This is a genomic window from Imbroritus primus (assembly GCF_964332355.1).
GTDB classification, from domain to species: Bacteria; Pseudomonadota; Gammaproteobacteria; order Burkholderiales; family Burkholderiaceae; genus Imbroritus; species Imbroritus primus.
This window is the reverse complement of the sequence record NZ_OZ201293.1, coordinates 669675-690600: the sequence shown is the minus strand read 5'-3', so window position 1 is coordinate 690600 and position 20926 is coordinate 669675. Positions and strand designations below refer to the sequence as shown.

The window sequence follows — 20926 nt, the reverse complement described above, 5'->3', positions numbered from 1 at the left end:
CGCTGGCGCCGGCCGCTGACGTCGACAAGTCCGTGCTACGCAGTCGCGCTACGCCCATGCTGGCATCAGGCTGTACCGCGGCGGACGAGCTGTGACTGCTCTTTATTAGTGAAACCTCGTTCGTCGGAGACGAAGATGAAACCGGAGGAAGGCTTCCAACGGGCGTATTCGGCATGGCACATCGGCAAGGGAAAATGGACACGCTGACGACGATAGGCAGCGTTGCCCCGAGTCCCAAGAACAATTTTGTATCGATGCACAATGGCAGCGCCCTGCTGCCCGGCACTTCGCATCCGCTGAGCGCTTCCGGTAGCAGCCATCAGGAAGCGACCTAACGCTCGCCGAGCGCTAACGTATTCGCCATCCGTTTCGAGACTCGTCTGATGAGGCAGTTGGCAGGGTGATACAGGAGAGCGCACGCGCGAGCTGCGCTACACCCACGGATCAGTACAACAACTGCGCCGCGCGCGCCATTTCACCTGCGTTCGGATTCAACAGCAGGGCCACTCGCGCGAGCGGATGCCTACGGCTGGGTCGCACCACCACCGTGAGTGGCGGCAGCCCGGGTAACGTGGCGCGATAGTAGACAATGCCAGGCTGAAATGGCGTAGGACCGGAGGCCGATGTGGATGGTCGCGATGGACTATGCCGGGCGGCTTCGCAATGCACGCACAGTGCCACGAAAAATTCTTCGAGACAGGTGTATGGGCTCCGACGCACGAGGCGCGCGTAGAGTGCCTGGAAAGCGGCACGAGTCCCCTGCAACACGGAGCGCATGCGGCCCCTGACGATTTCGCGTTCCTCGAGCGTTGGTGTGCGGGTGCCAAACCAGCTATGTGCATAGGGCACGACCGATCTGACGGCTTCATCGATATAAGGCGACACCACGGACGGCTCAGCAAACGGAATATCGCTCATGCCAGGCCGCGGGGCCTCCATCGCCGACAAGGTGGAAGACGACGCCGGAATGACGGACGACGGACTCCCCCAGGAAACAGGCGACCGGGGATGCACCATTTCATCAGTGTCGGATTCATCATCAGATGTACTGCCCTGCGGGGACGATGCCTTCACCTCGCCGGATGGCTGATCCGCTCGCCGTTGCGGACGCTGATCCCGCATCGCTCCGTACGATAACGCATCGTCTGGCGAGGCATCGGGAAACGGCACAGACCCTCCCGTCATGCCAGGCAGCACGATTCTCTGCGCCAGATCCTGTACCGTCGCGCATCGTGCCTCAAGGCTGGCAGTGGCCATGGTCATCCCGAGCACGGGAAACAACAGGCAATCATCCTGTTGCACCAGGATATCGAGTTCAGCGCGTACGCCTACCCGGACACGGACGCGGCACAGACCGAGTGTTTCGGCCTGCCGGATCCACGCTTCGGCCATCCGGGTCGTACCCACCCTGTCCGGCATTTCGAGATAGGACCGGATCTGCAGCATCTCTACCAAAAAGGGCGCGATATCCGGGCATTCCAGTCCGCTATGCAAAGTGGAGAGCCGCTCTAGCAACCACAAGGCAAAACGGCCGGCAAAGGCGTCATAGTCCTCGTCCACACCACCACCTGCGTGCGCCTTCTCCCAAGCCCGCCGGACAATCGCCATGCCCGCGGCGCCGACCATCGGCAGTACATCATCAGCGTTTGCATAGAGCGGGCTGAGTATGGCGATGGCAGGATCCGTGGGTTGCCAGTGGCGCGAGAAGGGGGTTTCGCACAAGATGTTCCTCAACGCTACGGCTTCTGCACTGATGCCAGACGCCAACGGCACAGATGGCGCGGGACGCGGGCACTGCACACTGCATGGGCGAATGCGCATGCGTCGCTCTCGCCGCGGCTTAGCTGCGTCCTTAGCCTCCTTGGCGGGCTCTCCAGTCGCTTCAGCGTGTTCCGGGGACGCTCCCCCTCCCCGCGCGGCAGATGGAAAAGAATTCGAGACAGACCGGAACACCTGATTTCCAAGCAAGAAAAATGGCGCAACGATAAGCAACGGTCAGCTTGCCAGCAAGCACATGCACTGGGTATGCCGGGAACAGCAACGTATATGCGGTCACTGATTCGTATCCGCGTGGCAACCGTCCCTGGGCCATCTGCCATTGCCCGTCGGTGCATGCTGTCACTGTGAGTGATGGGCAACATGCAATTGATGGGTACAAAACGGGCTGTGAGTGGCACAATCCTGTCAAGATCGCTTGCCAGGAAAGACATGATGCGTGCACGATGGCTCACACTTGCCGCGATGCTACTCGCGGGCTGCGGAACACCTCCCTCGACCGGGGATACTGTATGGGTTTCGGTCAACCGGATAATCAAACCGGCCGATCTGGAACAATCATGGAACCACCAGGTGGTAGCGCGTGCGCATGCCGCCGGCCTGACCCGCAGCGATCTGGAAGCCGGGCGGCTCCTGCAAGTGGAGTGTGGTCTGGGGCCGGACTATCAGTGGAGCAGCTACGCCATCCTGCCGCGCGACTGGGCCGCGCCGGTCAACAAGGTGTTGGAGATGCGCGTGGACCAGCCTTCGACCGACGAACGGCTGGGCCTGAATCCCGTGACAGGGCTGGTCGACAGCTTCCGTTTTCCCGGCAAGCTGCGCCAGTTCGAATTCATTCCGGACTGGAAGGAAAAAGGCCTGAGTTCGAACCTGCGCGCCATTCCCCTGCAACCCGGGCAAGAAGGACGGTATGTGTCCCTGCACAGCGACTATCTGATAGCGTGCCAGCAACGACGCTAGATGCAGATTGCCGCGTGAACTCGATCGTTCAGAGCCGGATCACCTCCGAAATTTTTGTCCAACAGCACCCCGGGTTTTCCAATCATGGGACAGCCGGTCGATTACGTGATTGAACAGAGGATACATATCACCGCGCTGGCAGGCGTCACTCTTTGATCAATATCCAGTAAAAATCGCGATGGTTTGGCGTGTGGCAAATATGATAGCCCGAGTACTTCAACTGTTCAGTCGCATACGCCAAAAGCCTCGCCATATTCTCTCGGGTGTAGAAGTGCACATGAATGGAACGACGCGCCAACATCGCTTCCTCGGCTCTTGCGCTCCACCCTCCCCGTGTATTGGCCCATCTCTGATAATGAGTCAGAGTAGGACGCCATATTTCATTCTGATACTCGGTCAACATCTCATCAAGCAGGCAGGGGCTATGCCGGAAGTCTTTGGTACCGGCAATATCCGGAACGACAGCCAATATCACGCCTTTTGATTTTAGCTTCCTACCCCAATGCTCCAGATGCCCGATAGGATTAGCTAGATGCTCGAATACATGGCTCGAGAAGATAAAATCAAGCGAGCCATCCGGTACTGGTATCTCGTTCGCGGGGCCAACGATATATTGGGACCAGTCTGCATTTCCGGAATTATATTTCCCGCTTTCGTCATAGAGCGTATTCCATTCGGCCGCCGACATTTCCTCAAGATAGCGTACGCTGACCCCAGGACCATTGAGTATCTGCGGTTTGGGGCCAGGGCCAATTTCAATGCCAACACCCTTTGCAAGAGATATCAGTTGAGTACGATCAAGAGCCTTGTTGATCATCAGATCAGCCACCTGACCTTGCAGAAGCAGAAACTCCAGCGTAAGGGATACCTCCGGAGGCAAGGGATCAGCGCAAAGCGGCCAAGGAATGATGACGTCGACCGGCCGAGGATCGATGTCTTGCAGATTGGTGGCGATGATTTGCTGACGATGCCGCAGCGTCACACGCAACTTCGCCTCACCGCCTAGGGTACGCGCGTACCAGCCCACTGTTTCAGGGCGCATGGAGAACGGATACCATTGGATGACATCCTTAACCACGACCTGGGGTTCCACGTCTTCACGCAATCGCAAAGAGCGCCAGGTATCGCCGTTCTTCGCGACCCACTTTGCCATCTTCACCTGAGGCTGTAAGTACAAGGCGTCATCTTGTCGATTGGCCATGTCGAACAAATTCATCAAGACCTCCTTCCTGTACACAAACCTTACAAGCACAGTGCGCTACTGTGCCACCGTTGTCATCGATCTCTCGAAACCGTCAGCCGTAGTGGCGATATGCACGAGGCCCTTGGCCTCCAGAATGCGGTCGGACAGTTCGCGGAATGCGCCATGCCCGCCAGGCAGCGTCAGCACGCCGGAGGCTTGCCGCTTGACGTAGTCGGGAGCGTCAGCAACCGCAAACGACAAGCCGCAGGTGCGGAAAGCTGGTAGGTCGATGCTGTCATCGCCGGTACACACAGTCTCATGCGGCAATGCACCGCACTCCGCCATCAGCGCCCGGCACGCTTCTGCCTTGTCCTTTACGCCTAGCCGTGATGCGGAAATCCCCAGATCGGCAATGCGTTTGCGCAGGGTTGCGGAGTCACGCCCCGACAGCACTGCCACGCGAATACCGGCCTCCTCGAGCATGCGGATGCCGAGGCCATCGCGCACATGGAAACGCTTGAGGCATTCGCCCGTGGCATCGTAGTAGATGCTGCCATCGGTCAGTACGCCATCGACATCGGTAATCACCAGCTTGACCTTGTCGAGCCTCGCTTCCTCTGCGGTTTCGCCGGACAGCAGGCGGCGTACCTGCTCGAGGCACGCTGGCGTGTCCACCCCGGGGCCTGTCGGCTCCACTTCAAAGGCATAAATGGAAATGCCGGCATGCATCAGTCTCAGCTGTTCGAGCACTTCCGCCTGCTCGGGCATGCTCTTGTCGAGCGCGCTGTACTGGGCCAGCACCTCGGCCCGGTAGCCATACACGCCCACATGCTTGAGATAGCGTGCCCGCTCGCCATCACGCGGAAACGGAATCGGGGCGCGGCTGAAATACAGCGCGCGCCCGCCAGCGTCGAGCACCACTTTCACGCAATTGGGATTCTGCGCTTCGCGGGCGCCGACCGGATGGCACAACGTCCCCACGCGAATCTCCGGCTGCTGGCGCATGCCGTCGACGAGGCGCTGTACATCCGCCGCACGCACCAGCGGCTCGTCGCCCTGGAGGTTGATATAGATCGCCGCCGGAAAGCGTTGCATCACTTCCACCAGTCGATCGGTGCCCGAGGAATGCTCGGCAGAGGTCATGACGGCCTGCCCGCCAAATGCCTCGACTGCGGCCATGACGCGCGCATCATCTGTGGCAACCACGACCACATCTACATTCTGCACCTGCTGGGCACGTTCGTAGACATGTTGGATCATGGGCTTGCCGAGAATGTCGGCCAGCGGCTTGCCCGGCAGGCGCGTCGAGGCGTACCGTGCGGGAATGACGATAACGCAGCGCTGGGTAGAGGAAGTCTCGCTCATGCGCGCGTATCCAGCGCCGGAAACGACTTAACCAGATCGTCGATGGCCTTCATCTGCTGCAGGAATGGCTCGAGCCTGGCCAGCGGTAGCGCACTCGGACCATCACACTTAGCCTGATCGGGGTTGGGATGCGCTTCCAGAAACAGTCCTGCCAAGCCCGTGGCCATGCCTGCGCGTGCTAGCTCGGCGACCTGTTCGCGGCGGCCGCCTGAGGCAGCGCCCAGCGGGTCGCGGTTCTGCAATGCATGCGTGACATCGAAGATGATCGGCTTGTCACCACTGACCTTCTTCATCACGCCAAAACCCAGCATGTCGACCACCAGATTGTCGTAGCCGAACATGGTACCGCGGTCGCACAGCAGCACATTCGGATTGCCGCATTCGGCGAACTTGTCGACGATATTGCCAACCTGGGTCGGGCTCAGGAACTGCGGCTTCTTGATATTGACTGGACGTCCCGTTTTTGCCAGCGCCACCACCAGATCGGTCTGGCGGGCGAGAAACGCGGGAAGCTGCAGCACGTCAACTACCTCCGCGACCGGCGCGGCCTGGGCCGGCTCATGGACATCGGTCAGCAGCGGCACGCCGAACTCCGCCTTGACGGCTTCGAAGATGCGCAGCCCTTCTTCCAGGCCAGGGCCGCGGAAGGAATGGATCGAGGACCGGTTCGCCTTGTCGAATGAGGCTTTGAAGACGAAGGGGATGCCCAGGCGCCGCGTCACATCGACATAGTGCGCACAGCTTGCGAGGGCAAAGTCCTTCGATTCGAGGACGTTCACGCCACCGAACAGTACGAACGGGGCGGTATTGGAAACTTCGAGGCCGGAAATATTCATCAGTATTCTCTGTCGCGACAGCGCGCCATGGCGCGGTCAGGGATGATCAAAAATGTCGAGCAGGCCCACTACGGCGCCGTTCTCGTCCTGCACCACCAGTGCATGGACATTGCGTGCGCGCATGAGGTCTTCGGCTTCCGCCAGCCTGGCTTCCGGCCGCACCGTGATGGGCGAACGGGACATGAAGCGGTCGACCGGCTGGTCCAGCGCCTGCCGGTCCGCCAGCATGGCGCGCCGCAGGTCGCCATCGGTCAGTACGCCCGCGAGCCGCTCGCCGTCCAGCACCACGGCCATGCCGAGGCGCCCCTTGGTCATCACGTCGATGGCCTCGTACAGCGGTGCGGCCGCGGCAACGCACGGCACGCGCGTATGCATGACATTGGCCACGCGCGTGAGAAGCCGGCGGCCGAGGCTGCCGCCGGGATGGTAGCGCGCGAAATCCACGGGCTTGAAATCCCGCAGCGTAATCAGCGCGACAGCCAGCGCATCGCCAAGCGCCATGGTGACCAGCGTGGAAGTCGTCGGCGCCAGCTCGTTCGGGCAGACCTCGCGGTCATCCGGCAGAATCAGTGCGACGGTGCTGTGCGTGGCCAGCGTCGAGCCGGCCTTGCCGGTGATGGCGATGATCTGGTTGCCGAAATCCTCCAGCGACGGCAGCAGGCGCAGGACCTCCTCGGTCTCGCCGCTGTTGGAAATCAGGATCACCACGTCGTCGGGCTGGATCGCACCGAGGTCGCCATGCAGCGCCTCGCCCGGATGCAAAAAATAGCTCGGCGTCCCGGTGGAAGAAAAAGTCGCGGCAATCTTGCGCCCGACCAAGCCGGACTTGCCCATGCCGCTGATGATGACGCGGCCACGGCAACTGTAGATCAGCTCGGCAGCGCGTTCGAAGGATGCATCGACCGAGGCGGCCAGATGCAGAATGGAATTGCCCTGATAGCGCAGGGCGTCGCGTGCGATTTCCCGTGCGTGCGCGTACGTGACGTGAGACGGGCCGATGCTATCGGCGGGATTCATTTCGACTCCTAGTGTATTCGGGCCGGACGGGCCACCCGTCATGAGCGGCGGCGCAGCACCCGCCGGCCCAGGCGGATGAAGCGCCATGCATTGCGCATGACCAGCAGATGCAGCAGCGCCACGAGCAGGAAGCCAAGAAACAGCACCTGCTCCGACACGCCCTGCTTCCAGCCCATGACACCGATCAGGCCAAGCAGTGCATTGCTGAACAGGATGATCCAGACGATCATGTCCTGCGGCACGTTCAGGCGCTGCAGGATGTGGTGCATGTGCGTGCGGTCGGCCTCCAGCGGGTTGCGCCCCTTGACCACGCGGCGCGTCACCACCGCCAGCAGGTCGATCAGCAGGAAACCGGCAATCCACAGCATGACGACAGGCGGAACACTGCGCCCGTGGTTGTAGGCCGGCTGCGACAGCTCGACCGCGAACCAAACGATGCCGTAGCCGAGCATCAGGCTGCCGGCATCGCCCAGGAATACGCGCCTCCGCCCACGCAGAGGTGTCCGCATGTTGAACAGCAGGAAACCCAGCAGCGCACCCGAGAACACCGCGCACATGCGCTGGGCAGGAATGTTGCCGATCTCCGTGGCGAGGTACGTCATCCAGGCAAAGATGATGAAGGCCATGCCGCCGGCCAGGCCATCCAGCCCGTCGATCATGTTCATGGCGTTGATCACCGCGACGACGGCGAAAAGCGTCAGCGGAATGCCCCAGTTGAGCAGCTCGATCTCCCGGCGGCCGACGATGTCGCCCAGCGACATGAGGTACACATTTCCCCATGAGGTCATCAGGATGGCCGCGAAAATCTGGATCGCCAGCTTCGGCAACGGCGAGATCCCGCGCAGGTCGTCCACCATGCCCGCCACGGCCAGCACCGCCAGCCCGCCCAGCAGCGCGATGTAGTACCCCTTCGAACTGAGGAAGAACATCGCCGCCACGCAGACGGAAAAAGTGACTGCAATCCCACCCACCAGCGGGACCTCGCCGTCATGGCGCTTGCGGCCGCCCGGGCGGTCCAGCAGGCCGCCCCGCAATGCGAGCGGACGAATCAGCAGGACCGTGGCGGCGCTAAAGACGAGCGCGAACAGGGGAACCCAAAAATATTCGTACATAGCGTTATTCCCGGCTGGCTGGGCGTGTGGAGGTTTTATGCATATACGACCGGTACGGGCGGGAGTTTACCAACCGGAACATACTCCGCAAGTGCCACAAGAGGGGGCGCAGGCTGCGCCGGCTGCCCCGCTGGGCATCATGCACGATCACCGCCTCCTGCACCCACTGTACCGCGCATCCAAGCAGGTGGGTCCGCAGGCAGATATCGACATCTTCGCAATACATATGGAAGCGTTCGTCGAACCCCTCCAGCGCCGCAAACGTGCCGGCATCGAACATCAGGCACATGCCGGCCAGCCAGTCCACCGGCTGGACCGGAACCGCCGGATCGTAGTCCGGCTGGTACCGGCGCAGCGCATGGCGCGCCAGCACGCCGGTCAGCGACGGCACATGGCGGGCGCTGTCTTCCACCGTCCCCCTAGGCGATAGGACGCGCGGGCCAGCGACGCCCGGCGTGGCCGCTACCTGCGCACGCAAGGGCTCGAACGGATTGCCCTCGAACCGCACGTCGGGATTGAGCGCACAGAAATAACCACTGGTGGCATGCCGGAACGCTGCATTGTGATTGGCACCGTAGCCCACCGCCTGACGGTTGCGCACATGGGTCACCGCGGCGTGGCGGAACGTTACCGGACAGGCTGGCGCATCCGCCAGATTCTCCGTCAGGATGATCTCCAGCGGGTAAGTACCGGCCAGTGCGTCGAGCTGCGCGAGCAAGGGCGCGGCCAGCGCGGCCTGCCCATGGCTGACGACTGAGATGGAGACGCGCGGAACGCCATTCATGACCGGACCCGCCCGCCGAGGTAACGCAACACGGTCCAGGTGGATGCCTGCCTTGCCGCCTGAATCTCGCGGCGCGAGCGCCACATCTCGGGCAGCATGCGCACGGCGTCGCGCTTGGCGCGCCACATGACGGCGCCACGGCCGGTGAGCGCGGCCGCGACCAGATAGCCGGCATTCAGGGCGAGGTGCAGGGGCAGGCAAAGCCAGAACAGCAACGGCGGCATGTTCTTGACATAGTTGCCGACGAGGTTGCGCTGCCCGTGATAGATCGAGAAATCGCTGCGCCGGCCGGTCAGCGCCGAGCCCATATGACGCACCACGGCATCGGGAACATAGCGGCAGGGCCGGTTCTGCAGCAGCAGCCGGAAGCCGAGATCGACGTCCTCCACGTAGCAGAAGAAGCGCTCGTCAAAGCCGCCTGTACGCTCGAGATCGGCTCGCCGGTAGAGTGCCGCCGCCGCACAGGCAGCGAACACCGGCTCCGGCGACTGATAGCGACCGCTGGCGGGCTCCCCATAGCCCCGGCGCCGTGGCTTGCCGGCGAGGCTCAGCGTATCGCCCGCGCCATCGAGCAGCGTGTCATTGGCGTGGTCCAGCATGCGGCTGGCGAAGCTGCCGTATTGCGGATGCGCATCAGCGGCTGCCAGCAGCGCTTCCAGCCAACGCGGCTCGGGAAACGCATCCGGATTGAGCAGCACGATATGCTCGCTGTCGCCACAGCGGGCGATTCCTGCATTGTTGGCAGCGGCAAAGCCCGTGTTGCTGCCCAACGCCAGCAGCTCGCATGCCGGAAAGCGCGCGACCGTCTCGGTGAGTTGCGCCAGATCGTCGCTGCCATTGTCGACCACCAGGATGCGGTCGGGCCGCACCGTCTGCGCCGCGAGCGCGGCCAGCACGTCCGCGATCAACGGTGCGGCGTTCCAGGTGACGATGATGATGCTGGCGCGCACTGCCACGTCAGTTGAACCAGTGCTGGATGCGCAGGCCGCGCGCAATCTTCCGCAGCGCCGCTTTCACAAATGCGCCCGGCGATGTCCAGGGCGAGGCGCTGCCGCTCTTGAGGGCCTTGTAGGGCGCGGCATAATCGCTATCGAGCTGTCCGGCTTCCCGTCCGAGTTCACGGCTCGACGCAATGCCGCGCTCCAGTTGCACGATCAGCGAAGGGCGGATGTGGCCCGCACGCGCTTCGCGGCGCAGCTCATCCATCGAGATGAATCCGGCCTTGACGGCCCGCATCAGGCAGTTGACCCAGACCGGTTCGAGCGGATTGTCACGTGACACCCATGGCTGGGTATTCATGTCAGTGTAGTGCACCAGCGCAGTGCATCCCGCCTCGTAGTGCTCGAGCGAATTCCACTCTGGTGGAATATCGCGGCCGACCCGGTGGGCGACACGCATTTCGTACATCAACTGCTCGTAGTTCAGTTCGCCGCGATCAAGCGACGCCACGATTGCGTCGATATCCCATCCTAGCGCGGCGCAATCCAGCACCATCACGCTGAACTGGCCGCGCCGCCCTTTGCCACCCTCGGCCACGGTCTGCAGATCGCAACCCTGCATCGGGAATGACCAGAGTTCCAGGATATCGCGAAACACCTGCATGTCGGCATCGAGATAGATCGCCTGCCCGCGCTGGCCGCAGAGCTCGGGAATGAGAAAGCGCTGGAAGGAAAACGGCGTGCGTGGGCGGTTCTTCAATTCGGCCGGGGTACGGATCGGCCGGTCGAAAGTATGCAACTGCGCGACTTCCACCGCGGCCTGCGTCGTCTCACGGATCGAAAATTCGAGGACGCGCGCCGGCAGCCATTCGGCTGGCGTGGAAGCGATGAAGACGCGGATCGGTTGCATCATGGCGTGATTCCGGTCCCGTCAGCCGATGCGCTTCACGGCCAGCGAGCGGCGATGGAACAGTTTCTCGAAACGGGCATCCCGCTCGAGCCATTCGTCCACGGCGCGACGGCAACCGGAATACGACGAGTAGTCGTCAAAAATGATGATGCCGCCCTTCGACAGCCGGGGCGTGATGCGGTCGATGCAGACCTTGACCGAATCAAACCAGTCGCAATCCACGTGAGCGAAGGCGATGGGCCCTGCCGGATGCAGCGTATCCTCGAACAAGCCCGGCACGCACTCGATACGGTCCGCTTCGAGATCCAAGCCCGCATCGCGCAGGTTGTGCTTGACCACGTCGAGCAGGTTGTCGACGTAGCCGTAGTACGTCTTGCCACCGAGGCCGGCGGATTGGCCCGAGCGGATCTCTTCATAGCGCTTGTGCGCGTCTTCACCGTCGTTCGCGCCTGGCGCGGGAATCATGGCAAAGACATCATAGAGCGCGAGCGGCGCCTCCTTGGGCTTGATCTTGCCGAGCAGGATGGCCGACCCGCCGAGGGCGACGCCCGCTTCGAGATAGGCGCCGGGAACACCGGCCTGCCGCACGGCAAGGACCGCCTCGGCAATGTTCTCGAGTTTCGGCTTGCCGCAATACGAAAGGTTATTGCCACGGATCCGCGCGATCATCGCTTCCGCTTCCGTCATGGTCGGAATCGGGGGTGTAGCGGCGGCGGGTTGCCCGAACAGGCGTGCAAGCAGCTTCTTCATGTCATAGGGTCCGCAAAAAACGTTTCATGTGTTCAAAGCCGGCCTGCGCCCGCGCACGCACCGTCTCGAAATCGAAGTCGAGATACGTCTCGAAGCGGGCCGGGTCGCACAAGGGGAAGCCGAGATATTCGGCCATGCCGGTTGCCCGGCCATCCACTGCCACCAGAAACGTCCGTTTGTTCTGGCTGATGAAATGCAGATGGGCGTGCAGGCGGCTGCCGATATGCAGGTCGATGGTGCGGTAGAACGCCAGGCAGGCATCCGCGGTGGACGGGCTGATGATGCGGAAGCCGCGCTTGGCGGCATACCAGCGCAAACGCTCGTAGGGGTTAGCCACCTCTGTATACGGCAGAAGCCGATGCTTGAGCGACTCGAACCGCCCCACCGGCGAATAATTCTGGTGCAGCACGAGAAACCGCTCGGCACGCGGAAACCGGCGCGCCACGAAATCGATCGTGCGGGTCTCACGTTCCCAGAAATCGTTGCGCTCTGTTACGGTCACTGCCACACGGTTTTCCGCCTTCAGGAAACGCGTGCCGTTGAGCAGCGGATCGTCGTATGTCACCGGACAGCCGGTCATCAGCATCCGACCTTTGAGTTCAGGCAATTGCTCTTCGAGAAACCGGACGGTCGGCGGGCAGCGCCATGAGGAATATTCGATCCGCTCATGGATGGCCCGGAGGATCTCGAGCGTCTCGGCACTGAGTCCGTCCGTATACCCGACTTCCCCGTGCAAGCCGATGCCGAATGGAACGAAGCGCATGCCGCTTGCGCGGACATCATCGGCCCTCAGGCCGGGCCAGATGCTGTAGCGGTCGTTCAACTGGTTGGCACCAGCCAGGATCACGCCCTTTCCGCGCGCCAGGGCGGCCTGTTCCGTGGCGCTGGGTTTCACGCGCGGCGACACGGTGCGCTCCGGTGCGAACTTTCCGACCCGGCGCTCGATAGCGCGCAGGATAAAGCCGTCGCCAAGGTTGACGACCTTCTTGCCGGCCAGCGCAGGCGGAATCAGATACGGCGTCAGGACGCTGTAGTCGCTGGCTGGCGTGGAAGACGGCCGCGCGCTCACTTGCGTCCCGCTGCGACAAGATAAGGGTTCGGTTCGCGGCGCACGATGATCTCGTCCGTCACTTCGCTGTAGCCCTCGAAGAAGACCTCACGCACTGCCTGCTCGCTGAAGCGGTAGAAGTCGGCGTTATAGGCCAGGCCATGTCGCGCGTAGGTCAACGTGGTGTAATCCTTGTCAGTGGGCAGCGTCATGTAAATCGGCGCGCCGACGATGAACAGCCCGCCTTTTTTCAGGACGCGCTTGGTCTCGGCGACACTTTTCCAGAAGTACTTGTCATGCTCGATGGCAGAGCAGCTCATTACACAGTCGAACGTCTCGTCCGGAAAATCCATGGCATTGGAATTGCCGATGACGCGCTCGGTCTGTTCGAGCTCCTCGGTCAGCTTGTCGAAGCGCAGGTTCAGCGCGACCCGGCGGGCTTGTGCAAATGCGGGGATCGACAGCAGTGTCCACCCGCCGGCGCCAATTTCGAGTGCGGCGCTCAGTGCACGGCCGCCAAGCCGGCGTTCAACGACATCGGCAAAAGTATCGAAAACAAGTGGGCTCATAAGTGCTCTTCGAATCAAAATTGAATCAGGATCGCGCGCCTGTCTCGGCCAGGTGCGCGACACGATCAGGACACCGCATGCAGCACGAAAGGCTGCGCGCCGTCCGGGGCATCCAGCCCGCATACATGAATATGGGTGCACATCAGCATCAGCATCAGTGCGAACTTCCGCTTGGGCGGCAACTTGCCGGCATCCAGCGTATTCCATGCCACGATATGCGCCAGCCGCTCGCGCGCGGCCGCATAACGCGGTGCCTGCAGCATCCTCTCGAAAGTCTCCGGCAGTTGCCGGACGAGATTGGAGTCCCAGAGGTTGACCGTGCCTCGCGCGCCGAACTTGGGACGCTGCCGGACTTCTCTCGGCAGAAGCCGGCCTGCGGCCTTGGCCAACGCGATCTTTCCATCCCGGCCGAATCTCTGGTACCAGCGCAACCGGATTTTCTCGCTGTCCTTCAAGGCCGCGCTCGCCTGGGCGACCCGCTCGTACAGAAAGGGCACGCGCGCTTCCACGCCGTGCGCCATGGTCATGCGATCGACCCGCAGCAGCTGCGAGAACTGCAGCTGGTAGGTCTGATCGAAATACAGGAACCGGTTCAGGCACGAGGCTGACATGGCGCGCCACTGCTCCACGAACGTTCCGGCCTGAGCCTGTTCGCGCTGTGCCAGGCGCGCCTGCGCATCGCGCGTCAGGATCTGTTCGAAGCGCCTCTGGGAACGACGCTTGCGGTATGCCGCAAAGATCGCTTCCGGCTTGCCCCGCAGTTCAGCATCACGGCACAGCGCATACCATGGGTATCCCGCAAAAATCTCGTCGCCGCCCTCGCCCATCAGGATCGCCTTGAACCCGGCCTGCCGGACGGCCGCGGCGAGCCCATAGGTCAGCATGACGTTGATGTTGGCGACAGGTTCTTCCAGATGATAGGCAATTTTTCCCAGGAAGGTCTCGAAATCGGTCACTTCCATGCGCACCACACGGTGCGCCAATCCTGCCTTGCGGCAGACCTGTGCGGCATGCCGGACCTCTTCGTCCTCGCCTTCCGCCAGCGTCAGCGTGAAAGCGGTGAGGTGGTGCGACTGCTGCGCCGCAAGCGCAGCCACGATGCTGGAGTCCAGGCCGCCCGACAGGGCAATCGCCACAGGCACGTCGGCGATCAGGTGATCCCGCACGGCATGATCGAGGACATGCCTGAGGCTGGCACCACTGTCGTGGCGGTTTTCGAATGTTGCACGCAAGCGGTGCGTGTCGGTCAGGACGCTCTGGAGACTGCCATCGGCATCCCGCGCGATGCGCAGCACGGCGCCCGGCGGAAAGTGAATGGCCTCCTCGTAGGACGACCGGTGGCTGATCTGGAAACCCCAGGTCAGCATGTCGAACAGCGTATCCTCATGCAGCGTGCGCGTCCTGGCTGACGGCAGCGCCTTGACCTCGGATGCGAAGGCAATCGAGCCGTTCGAAGCGCGCTGCATGTAGAGCGGCTTGATGCCGAACAGGTCGCGCGTCACGAATACTTCGCCGGACGCACGGTCCAGCAGCACGATGGCGTACATGCCTTCGAGACGGTCGAACAGCGCCACGCCCCAGTGCTCGAAACCGCGTGCAATGACTTCGGTGTCACCCGACGAGACAAAGGTTGCCCCGCTGGCCGCCAGTTCCGCACGCAGTTCCTTGTAGTTGTAGATTTCGCCGTTGAAGACCAGTGTCACGCGCTCGGTGTGAAACGGCTGGTCGCTGCGCGGCTGTGGATCGACGATGCTGAGGCGCGTGTGTCCCAATGCCACGCCATGCTCCGGGCAATGCTCGGCATTGGCGGCATCCGGCCCGCGATGACGTAGCGACGACACCGCGCCATCGAACAGGACCGGATCAATCGTCACGCCAGCGGGCGCGATGATTGCGACAAGACCGCACATATCAGAAATCCTCTTCCTGCACGATTTCTTCCACCACGGGATCGGGCGGCTGCGTCACGGCTGCATCGACCAGCGCCCAGTTGCGCGGCTGATAATAGAGCGCATTCGACGTCAGGCCGCCATCCCGGACCACCAGCTTGAAGTTGTCGACGACATCCAGAATGTCATGCATCTTGCCCTGCGTCAGGCTCATCTTGATGCGATAGGTCCCGGGGCGCAGGCCGACGGCATCCAGTTCCAGTACGAACCGCGAGTCGCCGGCATCGGCGCGTACCCAGCCGATATCCTTGGCGCTCATGAGGAACTGGACGGTCTCGCCCTGTTGGTACGTCAGGTCAAAGATCATCAGGTTGACGCTGAGCTCTTCGCTGGCAACCGGCGACTCCAGCGACACGGACATACGTCCCGGCTTGCCCGATACCCAATAGCCGGCATCCTCGGCCCCGTTGATTCCCAGGCCGACGTGCTTGATCCGGATCTGTTCCGGCGCCGACGATTCGCCGCGCTCCGCCAGCCGGTTTGCGGCGCGCTGGTTGTTTTCCAGCGCAATCTTCAGCCCGTCCGCCTCATACGCCTTGAGCACCTCGGCCGGCGCACCACGCGCGGTGACGACACCGCTCTTGAGGTAGATGCATTCATCGGACAGTGTTTCCACCAGCACCGCGCTGTGCGAGACGAGCAGCATCGACGTGCCCTGCTTGCGCAGCTGGTTGAGGTGGTTGCGGCACTTGGCGCGGAACTTGGCATCGCCAACGGAAAGCACCTCGTCCACGACGAGGATCGAGGGATTCGTATGGATGGCGCAGGAGAACCCCAGGCGCGCCAGCATGCCCGAACTGTAGGTACCCAGCGGCGCATCGATGGCATCCCAGATTTCAGCGAAGTCGATCACGCTGTCCAAGCGCTTGACGATTTCCTGATGCGGCACGCCAAGGATGGACATGTTCAGGAAGATGTTCTCGCGGCCCGACAGCACGGGCTTGAAACCCGCGCCCAGTGCCAGCATGGGGGCGATCCGGCCGTGGATGGCGATTTCGCCCGCCGTCGGCTTGAGAATTCCGCTGACCATGCGCAGCAGCGTCGTCTTGCCGCTGCCGTTCAAGCCGACGATGCCGATCGATTTCCCCGGCTCGAGATCGAACGATACATCCCGGATCGCCCAGAACTCGCTGGTCCGCAGCTTGGTGGAAGGCGCGCGGCCAAGCAGCGCTCCGCCGATATCGCGCGCGCCATAAACGAAAGAGCGCTTGAGCGAGCGGGCAAATTTCTTGGAAACGTTGCGTACCGAAACACAATACTGTTTGGAATCCGTCATCATCGGCCTCCGATCAGCATGCGTTCGATCAGGATCGGCGACGACATCCGCAGCAGTGCAAGTCCGGCCAGCACGAGCACCACGGCCGCCACGGCCACGACGCAGAACGAGATGGGCGAGCCGAGCATGCCGGAGGCGGCGGCATCGCGCACCCCATGCATCAGCGGAGACACCGGATTGGCGTTGACGATCGTGGAGAAGAGCTCGCCAGCCTTGGGCGAGTACAGCGCCGGAGTCAGGAACAGCCCGTAGCTCAGGATCAGTTTGACCGTATTGTGCAGGTCGGAAAACAGCAGCATGAAGGGAGCCAAGATCGCGCCGATGCCGATCCCCAGAAAAGCGGCGAGGAAAAACCCGCCGATGATGAGCGCCGTGCCGATCACCGTCAGCTTGTGGAAAGCGGCAATCATGATCAGCACGACGATCACCCGTACCAGCGTGGTGATCAGGGATTCATACGACTGTGCCAGGATGATCGCCGTACGCGGGAAATTGACACGCGTCAGATACGAGCGCGCGCCTTCGAATGCCTGGTAGGGGATCTCGACGCCCTCGGCAAACACCTGCCACACGAGCGTGCCCATCAGGACATACAGGGGATACGGCAAATCGATCTGTCCCGGATTGATGATGCCAGCGCGGCTCGCCATCGACACGCCGCCAGTGATCAGGAGTGCCGGAAACACCATCCAGAAATAGCCGAGAAACGACTTGCGGTACTTGGCACCGATGGTGCGCCGGAAGAGGCGCAGGGACAGCAGCAGAACGCCGGCCACGCTGCCGAGGCGCGAGCTTTCCTGTCCGTATGTGTAACCGCTCATTCACTCATCCTCATCTTTCGTTACCACAGGCGCTTCACGGGCTGCTTTCCATGCCAGCGATTTCCGCATCAGGTACGCACGCACCCGCCGCAGCAGCGTGCTGCGCTCGCGAACCTGTAGATGCGCCACCCAGTAGGCCTGCATGAAGCGCTTGCGGTAGCCCTTGAAATGCAGTACTACGGCCCGGCGAATCGGGCTCGTCACGGCCGCGAAACTGTCCTCTGGCGAGAAGTTGTACTGATCGCACGGCAGGAACAGGATCTTGCAGCCATTGACCTCGACCAGCTTGTGCTCCCGCATTTCCCGGTAAGTCATGCCGCAGAGATCGCGCAGAGCGAGCTGGTCGCCATACCAGCCGGCACCGTCCATGTATTTCTCGCGATAGATCGCGACAAAATCGTCAAAGAATTTCCGTGCCACCTCCGGGCGGCGATTGTTCAGGATCAGCAAGCCGCCGTTGATCGGCATGTTGACACTCGCACGCCACGTCAGCGCGACGTCGAAATCCTGTTCGAACACGGGCTCGAGGCTGCCGTTCATCAGGATATCCGAATCGATCAGGACGATCGGCAGGCTGAAATCGTCGTGATCCACCATGTCCTGCTGTGCAAGCGAGCGGCTGAGCATCAGGGCCTTGGGATCGATTTCGGAGTCCAGGCGCCGATAATCCATCTTCAGTGCCGAGAGATCGGTCCTGGCCGAGGTCAGCAGGCACAGCGTCGAACCCGGATGAAACACGCCAACCGACTTGAACAGCAGCTCGATATTGCGCACATAGCGCAGGTTATGCAGGTTCGCCTTGGGGTGCGGCCCTTCTTTTGAGTCACCTGCCCCGACATCCGCATGGAAGGTCGCAAAGCAAAGTGGCCGGGCAGGGGCTAGGTTCATATTCGTCATCATGTCATTCAGCCGCCACTGTCCGGGCGACGCTGTCGTTGCTTCTTTCAATCGTGTTGCAGTTCAATTCACGTCTTTCTGGTGGCTGTCCATCGGCGCTGCTTCCCGCGTGTGGCTGTGCCTGGCGAATGGGCCACATCCGAGCTCCATACCGTCAAAGCCCGCGGCCATCCACGCCGTGGTTCGCGGCAGCACGTACACGCCAGCAAAGGCCTGGCACATCGAACCTAGCGACGCACTGCCTCCGGCGCCGCCTGGCGATTTTCGTGCAACCGTGCTGCCAGCGCCTTGCCCAGCCACTGCGAATAATGCAAGGCACCCTCGCCGCTGAGATGACGCATGTCGCTGAAATAATTATCCGGATTGGGCACATCCCGGATACCAGCGTCAAGGAATATGACGCCTCTTTGCTGCGCCCATGCGGCGAGCAGTGCCGAGTTCCTGCGATAGTCATCGCGGCGGCCGAATGTATCGATCACCAGGGGATTGGTCGGCAAAGCGAACAGGACCAGGGAGCGCCCCTGTTTGCGCACGACCTCGTTCAGCTGATCGAAGAACTCACCTGACGCGGTCAGCTTGATCCAGGCAGCTTCAGGCAGCGGTCCGAAATCACGCTCCGGGTTGTACTGTGCCTTCCAGCGCGCGAATTCGCTTTCGAAGGAGTCTTTGTCCTGCGCGATGCTGCGATGTGGCTCGAAGCCCCGCACCGATTCACCGCTCTTGCGCGAATTGAAGCGGAGTTCATGCGACGTCTGCCGAAAACTGGGCAGGATCAGCGCACGAACGGAAGGCGCATGCCTGACAGTCCACAGTGCACCGAATACTTCCTTGCCAAGCCGGCCATCCCAGGACTGATCGCGGCATAGTCCGTCGACACCCAGATCCTTGGCAAAAGGCGACGTCAACACCGGCTTCTGCAGGGCGCCGCAGTCTTCCCCGGAATCACGGATCCGGCGATGGACATCGATCATCTGCACACCGACCGCGACATACTTCACATTCTTCAGCGCTGGCTCGGCCAGCAGCTTTGGCAGCAAGGCGGGCCACCACGAGGCGCCGAAACCATCGAATGCATGATTGAAGGCATGCATCCGCAGGCCACTGGCGGCAAGCTCCGCATCGATGACTTCCGGATTGATGCCCCACCTGGTCTCGCTATCGCCGACAAACAGGATGTTCCAGTCCGAGCGTGCATTGCGCTCCTTGAGTTGCCGGTCGATGCTCTCGCTGTTCGAATACGACACATGGCGAAACAGGACGGACCTCAGCGTTACCTCGATGGCAAGCAGGATGACCACGCACGCGATCAGGGTCAGGATGATTTTGCGCATCGTCAGAACTGGAAATAAATAAATGGCACGGCGATCGGCGCGCCAAGTATCACGGCAGCGATGATCGCCCAGAATGCGATCCCGACGGCGACGTGGGGCGCGAGGCGCTCACGACGCAAACGGGCTAGCAGCCATTCAATGGGAATCTGCAGCAACGCCAGCGTCACCACAAGGAAGGCGATCTGCTTGATCTCGGCCGGTAGGGCCCGGACGCTGAAGACGGCCGGCTGGAACATCGCGGAAACGATCTGCGTTGCCTGATGTATGTCAACCGCCCGAAAAAACACCCAGGCGACGAATACGACGAGGAAGGTATAGATCCAGCCGAAGACGGCCGTGACCGACCATCCCTTATGCGAGGTCCTGACCTGCCTGCGGCCCAGCAGATGCTCCAGCACCTGGGCCGCGCCATGAATCGCGCCCCAGACAATGAACGTGTAGTTGGCGCCGTGCCAGATCCCGCCCAGCAGCATCGTCGCCATCAGCGCGAAAATGGTGCGTGCCTTGCCGTGGCGCGAACCGCCCAGTGGTTTGTACAGGTAATCGCGCAGCCATTGCGACAGCGTAATGTGCCACCGCCGCCAGAACTCCCGAAGCGAAGTTGAGAGATACGGCAGGTTGAAGTTGACCGGAATATCGATGGCGAACATGCGTGCCAGCCCGACCGCCATCGTGGAGTAACCCCAGAAGTCCGCGTAGATCTGGCCGCCAAAGCCAATGGATGCGGCCCAGGCGTGCTGGAACGAGTAGACATCCTGGCGTGCATAGAGCTGGTCGACGAGCGGCGCCAAGCCGTCGGCAAAAAATTCTTTCAGGAACAGGCCGAGGGCAAATATCGCCAGCCCGGAGGTGAACTGATCCAGCCGGAACTGGAAGTTGCCTTTCAGCTGCGGCATCAGTTCATGGGCGCGGCAGATCGGCCCCGCAATCAGCTGAGGAAAAAAGCCCTTGAATAGCAGCACGACACTGAATCGCTTCTCGGCCGGGAATTCACGTCGGTAAACGTCCACTACGTAGCCCAGGGCCTGGAACACGATGAAACTGATGCCAAGCGGCAAGGCAAGCTGGTGGACCCGGAATCCGCTGTCCGCAAGCCCGACATCGACCGCGACATGCGCAAGAAAGCTGGCGTACTTGTAGTACGCCAGACTTCCCAGCAGCAGGATGCTGGCCACCCACACCGGCCAGGCCGAGCGTGTCCGGTCCGCCTGGATCGCGCAATACCATGCAATTGCCACAAACCCCACCAGCAACAGCAGATAGCTGGGAAGCCAGTAGCTGTAGAAGAACAAGCTGCTCACGAGCAAGACGATGCGCTTTGCCCGCGGCGACGGGGCTCCCCAGAAAAGGAGCAGCGTCAGCGGCAGGAACAGGCCGGCAAAAACAAAGGTATTGAATAACACG

The 20926-nt window shown here is 61.8% G+C and carries 19 protein-coding genes; 1 reads left to right on the top strand and 18 read right to left on the bottom strand.

What is annotated here, in order from left to right; translation table 11 throughout:
• Positions 1-444: 444 nt before the first annotated feature.
• Positions 445-1722, bottom strand: coding sequence for a hypothetical protein (locus ACQ3C8_RS03125; protein ID WP_428852426.1), 1278 nt, complete (start codon positions 1720-1722; stop codon positions 445-447).
• Positions 1723-2349: 627 nt separating this feature from the next.
• Here ACQ3C8_RS03125 and ACQ3C8_RS03120 point away from each other — a divergent pair.
• Positions 2350-2736: a hypothetical protein gene (locus ACQ3C8_RS03120; protein ID WP_428852425.1), complete on the top strand. Its 387-nt coding sequence runs from the start codon at positions 2350-2352 to the stop codon at positions 2734-2736.
• 145 nt (positions 2737-2881) lie between these two features.
• Here ACQ3C8_RS03120 and ACQ3C8_RS03115 read toward each other — a convergent pair whose 3' ends face one another.
• The 17 genes from ACQ3C8_RS03115 to ACQ3C8_RS03035 all read right to left on the bottom strand — a co-directional run bounded on the left by ACQ3C8_RS03115 (position 2882) and on the right by ACQ3C8_RS03035 (position 20925).
• Entirely contained in the window at positions 2882-3952 is a 1071-nt protein-coding gene (locus ACQ3C8_RS03115; RefSeq protein ID WP_428852424.1) for a class I SAM-dependent methyltransferase, read from the bottom strand.
• A 42-nt stretch (positions 3953-3994) separates the two neighbouring features.
• Positions 3995-5284, bottom strand: coding sequence for a 3-deoxy-manno-octulosonate cytidylyltransferase (gene kdsB / locus ACQ3C8_RS03110; RefSeq protein WP_428852423.1), 1290 nt, complete (start codon positions 5282-5284; stop codon positions 3995-3997).
• On the bottom strand, positions 5281-6120 hold the full coding sequence (gene kdsA, locus ACQ3C8_RS03105; RefSeq protein ID WP_428852422.1) for a 3-deoxy-8-phosphooctulonate synthase: 840 nt from the start codon (positions 6118-6120) through the stop codon (positions 5281-5283). Before kdsA ends, kdsB begins: the two co-directional genes overlap by 4 nt.
• A gap of 36 nt (positions 6121-6156) precedes the next feature.
• Positions 6157-7137, bottom strand: a complete 981-nt coding sequence (locus tag ACQ3C8_RS03100) for a KpsF/GutQ family sugar-phosphate isomerase (protein ID WP_428852421.1) — start codon at positions 7135-7137, stop codon at positions 6157-6159.
• A gap of 38 nt (positions 7138-7175) precedes the next feature.
• Positions 7176-8249 (bottom strand): MraY family glycosyltransferase, encoded by a 1074-nt coding sequence (locus tag ACQ3C8_RS03095; RefSeq protein WP_428852420.1) that lies wholly within the window; start codon positions 8247-8249, stop codon positions 7176-7178.
• A 4-nt stretch (positions 8250-8253) separates the two neighbouring features.
• On the bottom strand, positions 8254-9033 hold the full coding sequence (locus ACQ3C8_RS03090; protein ID WP_428852419.1) for a glycosyltransferase family 2 protein: 780 nt from the start codon (positions 9031-9033) through the stop codon (positions 8254-8256).
• The gene (locus tag ACQ3C8_RS03085; protein ID WP_428852418.1) at positions 9030-9989 is read right to left on the bottom strand and encodes a glycosyltransferase family 2 protein; all 960 of its coding nucleotides are present in this window, start codon (positions 9987-9989) and stop codon (positions 9030-9032) included. Before ACQ3C8_RS03085 ends, ACQ3C8_RS03090 begins: the two co-directional genes overlap by 4 nt.
• Position 9990: 1 nt before the next feature.
• Entirely contained in the window at positions 9991-10884 is an 894-nt protein-coding gene (locus tag ACQ3C8_RS03080; protein ID WP_428852417.1) for a glycosyltransferase, read from the bottom strand.
• Positions 10885-10902: 18 nt separating this feature from the next.
• Positions 10903-11631, bottom strand: coding sequence for a TylF/MycF/NovP-related O-methyltransferase (locus ACQ3C8_RS03075; RefSeq protein ID WP_428852416.1), 729 nt, complete (start codon positions 11629-11631; stop codon positions 10903-10905).
• 1 nt (position 11632) lies between these two features.
• A complete protein-coding gene (locus tag ACQ3C8_RS03070) occupies positions 11633-12700 on the bottom strand; it encodes a polysaccharide pyruvyl transferase family protein (RefSeq protein ID WP_428852415.1) in 1068 nt (355 codons plus the stop codon).
• Positions 12697-13248 (bottom strand): class I SAM-dependent methyltransferase, encoded by a 552-nt coding sequence (locus ACQ3C8_RS03065; RefSeq protein WP_428852414.1) that lies wholly within the window; start codon positions 13246-13248, stop codon positions 12697-12699. Before ACQ3C8_RS03065 ends, ACQ3C8_RS03070 begins: the two co-directional genes overlap by 4 nt.
• A 65-nt stretch (positions 13249-13313) precedes the next feature.
• Positions 13314-15158 (bottom strand): asparagine synthase (glutamine-hydrolyzing), encoded by a 1845-nt coding sequence (asnB, locus tag ACQ3C8_RS03060; protein WP_428852413.1) that lies wholly within the window; start codon positions 15156-15158, stop codon positions 13314-13316.
• Position 15159: 1 nt separating this feature from the next.
• The gene (locus tag ACQ3C8_RS03055; RefSeq protein WP_428852412.1) at positions 15160-16473 is read right to left on the bottom strand and encodes an ABC transporter ATP-binding protein; all 1314 of its coding nucleotides are present in this window, start codon (positions 16471-16473) and stop codon (positions 15160-15162) included.
• Positions 16473-17294: an ABC transporter permease gene (locus ACQ3C8_RS03050; RefSeq protein ID WP_428852411.1), complete on the bottom strand. Its 822-nt coding sequence runs from the start codon at positions 17292-17294 to the stop codon at positions 16473-16475. The genes ACQ3C8_RS03055 and ACQ3C8_RS03050 overlap by 1 nt, the downstream gene beginning before the upstream one ends.
• On the bottom strand, positions 17295-18182 hold the full coding sequence (locus ACQ3C8_RS03045) for a hypothetical protein (RefSeq protein WP_428852410.1): 888 nt from the start codon (positions 18180-18182) through the stop codon (positions 17295-17297).
• Positions 18183-18418: 236 nt separating this feature from the next.
• Positions 18419-19522: a hypothetical protein gene (locus ACQ3C8_RS03040; RefSeq protein ID WP_428852409.1), complete on the bottom strand. Its 1104-nt coding sequence runs from the start codon at positions 19520-19522 to the stop codon at positions 18419-18421.
• A 2-nt stretch (positions 19523-19524) separates the two neighbouring features.
• On the bottom strand, positions 19525-20925 hold the full coding sequence (locus ACQ3C8_RS03035) for an MBOAT family O-acyltransferase (protein ID WP_428852408.1): 1401 nt from the start codon (positions 20923-20925) through the stop codon (positions 19525-19527).
• Position 20926: the final 1 nt, after the last annotated feature.